This window comes from Acinetobacter sp. OYA S30, assembly GCF_033599315.1.
Lineage (GTDB): Bacteria > Pseudomonadota > Gammaproteobacteria > Pseudomonadales > Moraxellaceae > Acinetobacter > Acinetobacter baumannii.
The window spans coordinates 1-12,744 of record NZ_JAWVAV010000026.1 but is presented as its reverse complement, the minus strand read 5'-3'; the positions used below and the strand labels follow the sequence as shown (position 1 = coordinate 12,744).

Below are 12,744 nucleotides of genomic sequence, written 5' to 3'. Positions count from 1 at the left end.
TAAAAAGGAGGCTATAAGCCTCCTTTTTATAGTAAAGATTAAAGAGTTCTAGAGATTAATTCTTTCATAATTTCATTGGTGCCTGCATAAATACGGTTTGCTCGGTGGTCGATATAAGCGCGGGCAATTGGATATTCCAGCATATAGCCATAACCGCCATGTAATTGAAGACATTCATCTACAACTTTTGAAAACATATCTGAAATTTTATATTTTGCAGCCGCTGCAGCTTCAACACTCAATTTTTCATCGAGTTGTAATTCCATACAACGATCTAAATAGGTACGGCAGAAATCTATCTCTGTTCTAAGTTCAGCAAGTTTAAAACGAGTATTTTGGAATGCTCCAATTGGTTTGCCGAATGCTTTACGATCTTTTGTATATTGAACAGTATGTGCTAATGCTGCTTCTGCCCCGGCTTGGCAGATAATAGCAACTAGCATACGCTCCCACGCTAATTCTTTCATAAGCATGATAAAGCCCATACCTTCCATACCTAAAAGATTTTCTTTAGGAACACGAACGTTATCAAAGAAGAGTTCACAGGTATCTTGGCCTTTCATACCAATTTTGTTAAGTGGTTTGCCTTTAGTAAAACCAGCACGGTCAGCTTCGACAATAATGAGTGATAAATTGGCAGATCCTTTATCGCTATTCCCCGTTTTACAAACGACAATCGCCATATCGCATAAATAGCCATTGGTAATAAATATTTTTGAACCATTAATGACATATTCATCGCCATCAAGAACGGCTGTTGTTCGAACCGCTTGCAAGTCTGAACCTGTTCCCGGCTCGGTCATGGCAATTGCGGTAACCGTCTCACCAGTAGCCATTTTAGGGAGCCATTTCTGTTTTTGCTCTTCATTACCGAAGTTATTAATATAGTTGGCTACAATGTCGGAATGCAGTGAGAAACCTGTACTTGAGTCCATCGCATAGGCTTGTTCTTCAATAAGAATCATGCTGTATAGGCGATCGACACCTGAACCACCATATTGTTCTGGCATGGTAGTACAGAGTAAACCTAATGCACCAGCTTTATTCCAAAGATCTCGGTCAACATGCTGTTGTTTTTCATATTTTTCAATATTAGGTACAACTTCTTTCTCATAGAATTTACGTACCGTTTCCCGAAAAGCTTCATGTTCTTCATTAAATAAATGGCGAGGTAACATATTTGGAATGGGACGAATAGCACCAGATTGCATTGTATTTCTTCCTTGGTTTGGGCTTGATGTTATGAGCTAAACATAAGGGAAGCGACTAGACCTAACAATGTGATGAATGCTCATTTATGGCGGTGAAGTGATAAGTTTGGTCAATTTGATATTTTTAGCGAACTTTCTCATGTGATCAGGTAAACTAAGCGCACTATCAACGCAGATGGGGAAATAAATGTCTGAAGAAATGACCTTGGAAGAACGTAAAGTAATCTATCGCGCACGTCGTGGTTTAAAGGAAATTGATGTCTATTTTGACCCTTATGTGAAAAATTATTATTTAAAGGCAGACCCGGCAGAAAAAGCGTTGTTTGCTGAGTTGGTAGAACAGGAAGATCCTGATTTACTCGATTGGTTTATGGAAGTATCAGAACCACCACGTACCGAATTACGTGACTTTATCTATAAATTAAAACACTATGTTCATGGTTAATTTATTTTGATCAACCATTTGAATTTTAAGCTGAAATATAGTCGTTTTTCAATTATATTTCAGTTTTTTATTGGCTTAAGCTTAGCAATTCTATTTTATCAATTAATGCCGTTACTATGGTGGTTAGTTGTAATCAGCTTACTATTTATCAGCTTTATTTTCTTTTTAAAGCGTCCGCAGCTTGCACAAATTGCTTATTTAGATAAAAAACTATGGTCGCTTGCTTATCACTCACAGAACACCATTTCACGCGTCAAAATTTTAAAAATAATTGATTATCAGATTTTCATAGTGATCTATTTTGAAGGTCATAAAACACTAACTTCTATCATTTGGTTTGATCAAATGTCATTAGTAGATTGGAAAAAGCTTAAAACTTTAGAAAAACTCTATTAATTGTTAGACAATTCTACATTTGTATATTTATTTAAAATTATTATTAATCAATATCTTATCTTTTATTTCTTTTTGGAAATTTGAAATTGTCTAGTTAAAATACAGAAAAAACGGCAAGAAAGTTAATTGTCGGACAATTTCTCAATATGGTTACTATTCTATCGGTTAAAGTACAAACACCAACGTAAAGTGTGTCGGAGGTCTCAAATGGAGATGCCAACATGGTCGTTCTTGGTCATTGCCATAATTATGGCGGTGGTGATAGGAAGAGCAGGAACTTTACTCAGGGAACATCTTAACCGAGTTAATCTTAGCAAAGTTAAGAGACAGAGGATGCAAAGGTCATCGATCAGTCAATAATCTAATTGGTTAATCGATTAATTTCATCAAGTGTCCAGTTTTTAACTGGGTGCGAACGTAGTAAGGAGGTCTCTCATGGAGATTTCAATGTGGATGTTTCTGTTGATTGCAGTAATTATGGCTGTAGTAGTAGGAAGAGCAGGAACTTTACTTAAGGATTATCTAGAACAACAATAATATAAGCCGTTAAAAGCTTATCCCAGTTAATAAGTAGCATGTGCTGAACCGTCGCAATGCTACTTTTTTTTGCCTAAAATTTTTGTTTCCCTGAAAAACTGTCAATTTTATCTGCTGTGAAGTGTGTCAAAGTATAAGCGCTACAATTAGAGTAATTACTCTTTTATTCAAGATATGCATCTGCTAATGTACATCTGAAAAGGAAAAAACAAATTACATCGAGGACAGGAAGATGTCTAAAGTCCAAAAAATATGCCAAGGTTTGGCGGTAAGTTTTCTTGCAGCTTCAGTTTTATCAGGTTGTTCATACGTCGTGAAAAGCGGAGCAAATGTTGCTTTAGGTTTTACGGAAAAGCACGTCGTTCCACCTATTTTAGCAATGCAAGATGCTGAAATGGTCTGTAATACTGGTAGTGCCTTAACTCCTGCAATCATGTCGACTAAAGGTATGGGGGCAGATCCTACTCGTGTTGCTGTCTTAATGTATGCTGCTTCAGGTGTATGCGCGGAAAACCAAGCATTAGAACAGGAATTACGTTATTTGCGTGCTTCAAAAGCAGGGCAGGTAACAGAAGCTCAAGATGCACGTATTGCACAGAAGCGTTGGGCTGCAATTGCTGCTGAGCGACAATACGCAGGCTATAAGCTCTTTGCTGATCGTTGGGAATCTAAATATAAATATCATTTAGGTGATTCTTGTCCAACAATGCGTAGTGATATTGACCAAACTGTATATTTACTTGGGATGATCAGTGGTCTTCAAGCTGTGACCAACGACATTAACTCTGGCGGTTCTGTCAATGTTCCGAAAGATATTGCTGCTATTGTAGAGCGCGGTATGGTCTGCCTTGATAACCAAAAATTCTGGGGTGCACCAAATGCAACCCGTGCAGTGATCTGGACTTTATTACCAGGCGCGAATGAAGGGAAGCCTGATCCATATGAGACTTTAAAACAGTCCGTACAAATTGGTGAACAAAAAGGTGTTCGTTTATCTCATGCGTTATATGCCGTAGCTGCTCAAGCGAGTGGTGACGATGCCAAAATCCGTGATGCATTAAAAACTTATGCTGCATCTCAAGCAGATGACAAACCTGTCAATCCGAACTTTAAATTAATCGATAGTATGGCTGGTTTAATTGTGCGCGGTATTTCTGATCGTTACTGGACTGAGCATACTGGTGTTCGTACTGGTGATGACGGTATGTCTCATTTCTGGGATGAGAAAAACGAAGGCTCAGCTGAATTGGATGAGTTGTTTGATGGTGGAGCTGCATCGGAAGCCCCAGCTGACACAAAAACTGCACCTGCACAGTAAATAGATCTGAAGGAACTCACTCTTTACGGTTACTAACTCTAGTAATCGTAAGGAGGCTGGTTTAAAAGGAGTGTGCTATGAAAGATCATGTACTCAATAAAAAAGTGCTTTTGGTCGCAGGGTGCATTTCTGTTTCTGCATGTTTACAAGTGTTTCCGGATTATTTTATCTATTGGCGTGAAAGCTTACTCGGCGAGTTCTGGCGTTTATGGACAGCACACTGGGTACATGTCGGATGGATTCACTTTCTTTTAAATATGATGGCATTTGCGTGTTTGCCTTTCATATTTCCCCATACCAAAGTGTGGCACATTTTAAGTCTTCTTTTTCTTTTACCACCTTTTATTAGCTTGGTGTTCTATTTTTATTTGCCCAATATCGATGCATATGCAGGCCTTTCTGGGGTACTCCATGGGTTATATACCGCAGTTGCTTTGGTTTACTTGCAATACCGTAAAGAAAGGAATTTTGCATTTCTGGTCTTAGGTTTAATTGTTGCAAAGTTGATTTGGGAAAATACATTTGGGCAAACAGGAACAGCCCAGCTCATTGGTAGTCCAGTTTTAACTGAAGCTCATCTATATGGGGCGATTGGTGGTGCAATCTTTGGAGGATGCTATTGGCTCATACAAAGATTCAAATAGAAAGATTGACAATACAAACTGTTAAAAAAGTGATTTTAGTCATTCTTTATTGATAAAGTTTGATGCAAATTTGATCGTTGAATAAAGGGATTGGTAGAAGGGGGATGGACGATACCCCTGACCAAGGAAATTGCATGACTCAAAGCCTTTGTTATGAAGGATTTGAGAGAACAAAATTGGAATATTTATGCAAGAATATCAAGAAAAAAGATCTGGATTAGGTCTGCTGGGTTATATCTGGAATGAATGGATCTCAACATTCATTATCCTCATTTTACTATTGATGACGCTCATAATTGGTACCGGGGAAATGATCCACGGTCAATTATTACGTATCGGGGAACGTCTTTATGGTGACCCTGCTACAGGCATGCAATATTCATTCTTGCGTGCTGAGCCTGAAAAGCCGACTTGTGATCGACATCCGAATATTGATGCTCAAGTAAAAGAGCAGATGAAAGCAAATGCATCTGATGATTTTGCGAGCTTCTTTGGTGCAGCATCGGAAAGTGATGTCCGTGCATCCTTACTGGCAGCACAGCAGCAATGTGAAGAAAAATATCAGGCTTATGACAAAACTATTAAATATATCGAAGCAAACCCGGGAGTACGTACTTATCGTGCGATCGAAACAGGTTTCTTTGGTATTTTTAAATTCGGTACAGAGAACCGTGCCATTTTACTGGTCTTTATGGTACTGATTTCAGCGATTACTGCATCATTGAAATACCACCATATTGGCTTGCGTAATCCAGCAACAAAAATAGATTACAAAGTGTATTCTCTATTTATGTTGATTGGTAATGCGCTACTGAGCTTCTCGGTCATTAGCCAGTATCGTTCAGTCATTAATTCAGGGGTAACACCTACTTATGAAACAGTAACGATTTACTGGATATGGATGATTCTGTTTGTTGTTCTGACCTTAATTAGTCTGTATCAACTATTTGTTTCACCTCCACCAAAACGTGAAGGCGGTAATATAGGTTTAGCCTTACTTTCTGTACCTTTATATGCCTATATGGCACTAATTACAGGTATTGTATTCACGTTCTTTATGGATTATCCAATGGGGCAAGGGATTTACCTTGGTTTATTGGTTGAGTTCTCGGGTATCTTCTTAAATCTTGCCTTATTTATTTGGGCGGGTATGTTACTCACGCAAACCCGTGTTATGGACTTGTTCTTAAATGTACTTCGTCCATGGAACTTGGCGCCAGAAACCTTAACTTGGTTAATTCTGATTGCTGCTGCTGTACCGACTGCTTATACCGGTGCTTCGGGGATTTTCGTTATCGCGGCTGGTGCGATTATTTATAAGGAAGTTTGGAACGCAGGCGCTCGCCGTCAATATGCATTAGCTGTATCTGCAATGTCTGGCTCCCTAGGGGTGGTTGTACGCCCATGTCTCTTGGTCGTTCTAATTGCGATGTTGGATAGTCGTCATGTTACATCTGATGAATTATTCGGACATGGTATTTATGTCTTCTGGCTAACAGCATTTATTTTCTTGGGTGTATCCCTTTTATTGGCAGAAGAAAAGTTCCGTGTGAACTCGCCAAAAGTGGCACTACCAGGTATGGCACGAGCTTTCGTACCAGTTATTCCATATATCTTAATTACTGTAGTTGTCCTTGCATTTTATAAATATGCATTAGATACAGGAATGAATGAATTTACTGCACCAGTGATTCTGCCACTCGTGCTTATTGCGATGATTCTGTACGATAAAATGGTTATGCCTAAAGAGGTACCAGCTTTAAATATTCATGAGGCGATTGTTCGTGAGCATGAAAAGAAATCACCGTTCTTACAGACTCATGATCCGCATAGTTCACAGTTCCGTCTTGGTTTTGGTGGTGCTTTACGTTTTGCGACATCAGAAACAGTGGGGCATATCGGTGCCTTAATTATTTTGATGGCATTGTCTGCAAGTGTAGGTGGTTTAATTGAACGCTCTGAAGTGGTCGAATTATTACCAACTCATTTAGGCAGTATCTATATATCACTGGCATGTATTGCACTGTTACTTGCAATTATCGGTATGTGTACAGATCCATTTGGTGCCGTAATTTTAGTGGCAGCAACTATTGCTCCTGTAGCTTACGAAAATGGTATTCATCCAATTCATTTCTGGATGATTGTATTGGTCGCATTCGAATTTGGTTATGTAACGCCGCCAGTTGCCTTGAACCATCTATTAACGCGGTTATCCGTTGGTGATGATGAGGTGAATGCTGCCGATGCAGAAGCGAAAGAGAAGTACACAAGTTTCTACTACCGATATGAACGTTGGTTATTACCAATTATTGTCTTGTTCTCATCATTGGTATTGGTAACTTATGCACCCCTAATACTGAAATTATTTGGTTGGTATAAGTAATTTAAATATATAAGCCGAGCGAAAACACTCTCTTTAAGAGGGTGTTTTTTTATGTGGTAGTTATTTTGAACATATAAATTTTTAGTAAATAAAAAAGCTAGCTCAGAGTGAACTAGCTTTTTGCATCATATCTAGAGTTAAACAAATACTATTGCTGTTTAACTTGGGCCTCAAGAAGCTTCACTTGCTCTTCTTTTAGCTTAATAAGTTGATCTGCATCAGCATGTTGAGCTTTTAGTGTCGCTTCCTGATCTTGCAATTGACGATGAATGTCATTGAGTTTAGATACTTCTTCTTTAGCTAAAGATTCTTGAGCAGGGATTGGTTGCTTGAGCAAATCTTCATTCACAAGTTGCTGTGAGTTAGCGGTTTGTGTTTGAACTACGGGTTCCGAGCTTTCAGAGGGTTTTGTAGTTTTTTCAGGAGCTGGTACCGAGGCTGGTTGTGGGTCAACCATTGGCGCTGATGTTTCAGTTTTTTTGAAAAACCATTGTGCTGCGAAAAAAAGCACGACGAGAATGCTTAAGCCCCCAATTAAAATCCACAATAGTTTTGAGTTTTGTTTTCTTTGTAGTGGCATGTCTAAGACCTTTAGTCAGAACGACGAGGCTTGAACTGTATTACCCCAATTTCATCAGGTATAGCGGGCGTTTCAGGCTCATCAATATGAGTCGGACGATTTTCGCTATAACCGCATTCGATACATTCAATCCATTCGTCTTCAGTGGTGGTTAGCATGACAATCCGATCTATGGCTTCACATTTTGGACATTTAGCCCCAGCAATGAAACGTTTCTTCATCTTTATCACCCTAACCACACGATCAATTTAGGCCCATAGTTTAAGCGGTTTTGTTATCGTTCGTCCAACCTTGATGACGTAACAATGCATCAATTTTTGGCTCACGACCGCGGAAATTCACAAATGCTTCAAGAGCAGTATCTTTCCCACCCACCGCTAAAATTGCCTGACGGAATTCTTTACCCGTTTGAGTATTGAAAATACCTTCATTTTCAAAACGGTCAAAGGCATCACTTGCTAAAACTTCTGCCCATTTGTAAGAGTAGTAACCTGCTGCATAGCCGCCTGCAAAAATATGACTAAAGCTATGCTGGAAACGGTTGTAATCGACGGTTGGAACTACTGCATATTGTTTGCGAATATCATTTAAGGTCTGCTGAATTTGCTCACTATTCAACGCAGGAGTTTTGGTGTGAATAGTTAAGTCAAATAAGGCAAATTCAAGCTGACGTAAAGTTTGCATACCAGACTGGAAGAAACGTGCATTTAATAAAGCGTCAAGTAACTCTTGAGGTAAAGTCTGCTTGCTTTCAATATGCTCACTTAAAACATCAAGACTTTCTTTATCCCATGACCAGAATTCCATAAACTGACTTGGTAACTCGACTGCATCCCAAGCAACGCCGTGAGTACCTGCAACTGAGATATTATCTACTTCAGTAAGCATATGGTGTAAGCCATGACCAAATTCGTGGAATAAGGTAATGACTTCATCATGGGTGAGTAAGGCTGGTTGGTTGCCTACAGGTGGAGTGAAATTACACACCATATAGCAAATTGGTTTTTGTAAACCATGAACAGTTTGCATACGTGAGCGGAAACCACTCATCCATGCTCCACCACGTTTACCTGTACGTGCATATAAATCAAAGAAGAAGCCACCAATGACTTCACCTTGGTCTTCTAACTCAAAATAACGTGCATCTGGATGCCAAACCGGAGCTTCACGTTCAACGATGTTAATACCATATAGACGCTGTACGATCTGGAATAATCCCTGAGTCACTTTTGGTGCAGGGAAGTAAGGTTTTAAAGCTTCTTGTGATAAGTTGAATTGTTGTTGTTTAAGCTTTTCAGAATAGTAAGTGGTATCCCAAGGTTTAAGCTCATCAATACCATCTTGTTTGGCAATAGCTTGGAGTTCGGCAACTTCTTGAAGTGCAGGGGTACGTGCATGCTCAGCTAGGTCGACCAAAAAGTCATGAACTGTTTTGACATCAGGAGCCATTTTGCTGGCAAGAGAATATTCAGCATAGTTATTAAAACCGAGTAGTTTTGCCATCTCTTGGCGAAGACTCAGGATTTCTTCCATAATTTTGCTGTTGTCAAATTCTGTTTGCTCAGACTGATCTGATGCACGTGTGACATAAGCTTTATAAAGCTCTTCTCGCAAGGCACGATCATCGGCATAGGTCATGATGGCAAAATAAGCTGGGAAATCTAAAGTTGCGACCGCTTGATCAAGCTCACGCTGTTTGCCGTACTGTTTTAATAACTCAACATTACTTTCCGGAAGACCTTTTAATTGGTCTTCTGTCAGTGGTTTAAAATAAGCCTGTGTCGCATCAAGTACATGGTTTGAGAAGTCAGAAGAAAGCTGTGAAAGACGTGCAGAAATTTCAGCGTAACGTTTTTTCTCTTCACCCTCTAAAGCAACACCAGAAAGTTTAAAATCACGTAAAGCGAGACGGATGGCACTTTGTTGCGCAGGGCTTAGCGTTGAATAGCTCTGACCATCATGAATGAGTTGATAGGTCTGATATAACGCCGTGTGTTGGCCAAGCTGAGTGTAATATTCACTTAAAGCGGGTAATAGTGATTGATAGACTTCCCTGGTTTCAGCACTGTTCATTACAGCATTTAAATGAGACAACACTCCCCATGATTCACTGAGGTTATTTTCAAGAGCATCAATTTGTTCAAGTACGGCAAGTTGCTGGTCTGTCTCGGATGGTGCAGCCGTAAGGGTGTTTAAAAACTCTTGTCCTGCTTGGATCGCCTGTTGAATATCTTGTTTTAAATTATCTAATGTAATTTGATCAAAGCGGGGAGTAGGTAGAGTCGCTTGCTGTAAAGTCATTGCTAATAGCCACATTATTTTTTAAACATAGTATTAGATGTAGGTATTGTTAGGCAGGAAATCAAGCTTAATTTAAAAAATAAACGTTTTAAAAACATTAAGCCCCCCATTTTGGGAGCTTAATCATAATTAATGCAAATACCTATGAATTAGTCAGCCTTAGACTTGGCGTTTGACTTTTTCTTTTTAGGTTTCGCTTTTTTCTTTACTTTTTCTGGTTTGGCCTCTGCTTTTGTAGAGGTTTTCTTACCAGACTTTTTACTATATGAGCTTGGTTTACCTTTTTCCTTCTTTTTACGGACAGGTTTTTCACCATCAGTTGATACAGATGGTTTACCAAAAACTTCTTCTGTTGCTTGTGTGCTAATTTTGGTTGTGCGTGGAGCACGACTACGAACTACACGTCCAGCATGAGTAACTTGTTTAATGAGTTGGAAATCGATTTTACGCTCTTCTAGATTTACACCAGCAACTTGAATTTTAACTTCATCGCCTAAACCGAAGACTTGACCACGATTTTGTCCAATGAGGTTTTGACTGGCTTGATCGTAAATAAAGAAATCATCGCCAAGTTGGCTAATGTGAATCATGCCATCAACATAAAGATCTTTAAGAGTAACAAATAGGCCAAATTCAGTTACCGCACTCACAATACCAATAAACTCATCACCTAAATGTTGTTGCATATAGTGGCATTTCAACCAAGTCGTTACGCTGCGGGATGCTTCATCGGCACGGCGTTCTGTTTGAGAGAAATGTTCACCTGCATCATCTAAAGCTGCACCGGAAAGTGGGTAAGGCTTTTGTTTTAGATGAGCTTTAATTGCACGATGTAACAATAAGTCCGGGTAGCGGCGAATTGGTGAAGTGAAATGTGTATAAGCTTCATAAGCTAAACCATAGTGACCTGCATTTTTGGCACCATAGTAAGCTTGCATCATTGAGCGTAATAACACGGCGTGAATGCTTGGCGCATCAATACGGTCTTTAGTTGCCTCAATAACTTTTTGATAGTCTGCCTGAGTTGGTTGGTCAGGGAAAGGTAAACCCAATAGTTTTACAAAATCTTTTACTTTTTGAATACGTGAGAATTCAGGTGCCTCATGTACACGATACAACATCGGAATATCATGTTCTAAGGCATATTCTGCTGCTGCTACATTGGCAAGCAACATACACTCTTCAATAAGCTTATGAGCATCATTACGTGTACGAGGTAAAATTTCTTTAATTCCACCTAACTCGTCAAAGGTCATATAAGTTTCAATGGTTTCAAACTCCATTGCATGACGATCAACACGTAAGTTTTTCAAAATCTGGTAAAGCTGGAAAAGTGTATTTAGCGATTTATGAATATCACGATCTTTTGGAATTGCATCAGTTGCACCTTCAAAATATTGTCCTACTTGTGTATAGGTCAAACGTGCTTTTGAATGCATGACTGCCGGATAAAATTCATAACCTGTAACACGACCCGTACGAGAAAGTTTTAGGTCACAGACCATGCATAAACGATCTACGTGTGGGTTAAGTGAACACAATCCATTTGATAATGCTTCTGGTAGCATTGGTAAAACAAAATGTGGGAAATAAACCGAAGTGCCGCGCTCTTCAGCTTCTTCATTTAATGCCGAATCTAATCGTACATAATGGCTCACATCGGCAATTGCAACGACAACTCGGTAACCACCACCAGGACGTTTTTCCGCATATACTGCATCATCGAAATCTCGCGCATCTTCACCATCGATTGTGACAAGTGCCAAGTCTCTTAAATCAACTCGACCTTCGCGATCTTGTTCAGCAGGTTCTTTGAAACTTTCAGCTTCTTTTATAACTTCATCTGGAAATTCGTAAGGCAAACCAAACTCTAAAATGGTTTGCGGAATAATAATTTCAGTATCGGCTTTATCTGCCATAGACTGAATAATATGTGCCGTTGCAAATTCTTCCCGGGTTGGGTAAGTGTCTATAGCAACACGAAGCATATCGCCGACATTTGCTTTAGCATGTTCAACCAACTCTTTTTCTAGAGGGATAGGTTGATGCTGATTTGGATTGTTGGGCTGAATAAAATATTCGCCGTCATGTACCGACAATTTACCAATTAACTGTTTTACACGATGCTGTATAACTTCGGTAATGAAACCCCACGGTTTACCTTTGCGATCTACCGATGTCTGCCGAACACGGACCCGATCACCATTAAAGACTAAACGTAACTCACGCTCAGGTAATAACAAATCATCTTGACCATCAATATGTGCTGTACCCAAACCTTTACTATTAATATAGACAGTTGCTTCATAGGTAGGTTGGTCTGCCACCAACTGAAACTTAAAACCATCCTTCATAAGTTGGCCATCACGAACCATAGCACTTAAGCGATGACTTAAGGCTTCAATACTTTTCTGATCTTGAATATGAAAATGGTCAACAAGTTCTGCATGAGATTGCGGTGTTTGCAATTGTTCCAACGTATCTAAAATAAGAGTACGGCTTGGAATAGGATTGTCATAACGTTCAGCTTCGGCTTTTGCTTCGGGGTCAACCCAGTTTTTTGTCATGTCGTTTGGTTTCATGCTTGGCAGATAGGTTTAGCATAAGACATGCAGACCAGAACTGCACGTTCAGGTTTGCAATAATGTGTTATGCACTACTGTGTTGAAATAAAGAAATAATATCTATCTTAACAAGCGTTTGATTGAAAAAGGCGAAAAGAATACGAAAATTGTTTAAAAAATATTTAATTGAACGAAAAAACAAGAAAATTTCAGTATCATGACTTGAACAATGTAGTTTTAGTTTGTATTATGGCGGCTCGTTCCGGTGAGGTGGATGAGTGGCTGAAATCACTTCCCTGCTAAGGAAGCATACCTATTACTGGTATCGAGGGTTCGAATCCCTCTCTCACCGCCATTTACTTAAT

10 protein-coding genes and 1 tRNA gene are annotated in these 12,744 nt (G+C 39.3%); 6 read left to right on the top strand and 5 right to left on the bottom strand.

The window, feature by feature from the left end:
- Positions 1-38 precede the first annotated feature (38 nt).
- On the bottom strand, positions 39-1,211 hold the full coding sequence (locus R5R67_RS12975) for an acyl-CoA dehydrogenase family protein (protein WP_001190549.1): 1,173 nt from the start codon (positions 1,209-1,211) through the stop codon (positions 39-41).
- 187 nt (positions 1,212-1,398) lie between these two features.
- Here R5R67_RS12975 and R5R67_RS12970 point away from each other — a divergent pair, with 187 nt between their 5' ends.
- From R5R67_RS12970 to R5R67_RS12950, 5 genes are all read left to right on the top strand, one after another.
- Positions 1,399-1,656 carry a succinate dehydrogenase assembly factor 2 gene (locus tag R5R67_RS12970; protein WP_001288210.1) on the top strand — a complete coding sequence of 86 codons (258 nt, stop codon included), beginning with the start codon at positions 1,399-1,401 and terminating at the stop codon, positions 1,654-1,656.
- 6 nt (positions 1,657-1,662) lie between these two features.
- Positions 1,663-2,052: a membrane protein gene (locus R5R67_RS12965; protein ID WP_000607072.1), complete on the top strand. Its 390-nt coding sequence runs from the start codon at positions 1,663-1,665 to the stop codon at positions 2,050-2,052.
- Between the two features lie 769 nt (positions 2,053-2,821).
- Entirely contained in the window at positions 2,822-3,907 is a 1,086-nt protein-coding gene (locus R5R67_RS12960) for a hypothetical protein (protein ID WP_000049106.1), read from the top strand.
- 77 nt (positions 3,908-3,984) lie between these two features.
- The gene (gene rrtA / locus R5R67_RS12955) at positions 3,985-4,551 is read left to right on the top strand and encodes a rhombosortase (protein WP_000651536.1); all 567 of its coding nucleotides are present in this window, start codon (positions 3,985-3,987) and stop codon (positions 4,549-4,551) included.
- Between the two features lie 187 nt (positions 4,552-4,738).
- Positions 4,739-6,934, top strand: coding sequence for a TRAP transporter large permease subunit (locus R5R67_RS12950; protein WP_001158907.1), 2,196 nt, complete (start codon positions 4,739-4,741; stop codon positions 6,932-6,934).
- Between the two features lie 148 nt (positions 6,935-7,082).
- On the opposite strand, the gene R5R67_RS12945 is transcribed toward R5R67_RS12950, so the two are convergent.
- From R5R67_RS12945 to rnr, 4 genes are all read right to left on the bottom strand, one after another.
- A complete protein-coding gene (locus R5R67_RS12945) occupies positions 7,083-7,514 on the bottom strand; it encodes a hypothetical protein (protein ID WP_001130987.1) in 432 nt (143 codons plus the stop codon).
- Between the two features lie 11 nt (positions 7,515-7,525).
- The gene (locus R5R67_RS12940; protein ID WP_000745523.1) at positions 7,526-7,735 is read right to left on the bottom strand and encodes a YheV family putative zinc ribbon protein; all 210 of its coding nucleotides are present in this window, start codon (positions 7,733-7,735) and stop codon (positions 7,526-7,528) included.
- 40 nt (positions 7,736-7,775) lie between these two features.
- Positions 7,776-9,830: a M3 family metallopeptidase gene (locus tag R5R67_RS12935; protein ID WP_000266476.1), complete on the bottom strand. Its 2,055-nt coding sequence runs from the start codon at positions 9,828-9,830 to the stop codon at positions 7,776-7,778.
- A 134-nt stretch (positions 9,831-9,964) separates the two neighbouring features.
- Positions 9,965-12,382 carry a ribonuclease R gene (gene rnr / locus R5R67_RS12930; protein WP_000165349.1) on the bottom strand — a complete coding sequence of 806 codons (2,418 nt, stop codon included), beginning with the start codon at positions 12,380-12,382 and terminating at the stop codon, positions 9,965-9,967.
- Between the two features lie 261 nt (positions 12,383-12,643).
- On the opposite strand from rnr, the gene R5R67_RS12925 reads away from it, so the two are divergent.
- A tRNA-Ser gene (locus tag R5R67_RS12925) sits at positions 12,644-12,734 on the top strand.
- Positions 12,735-12,744: the final 10 nt, after the last annotated feature.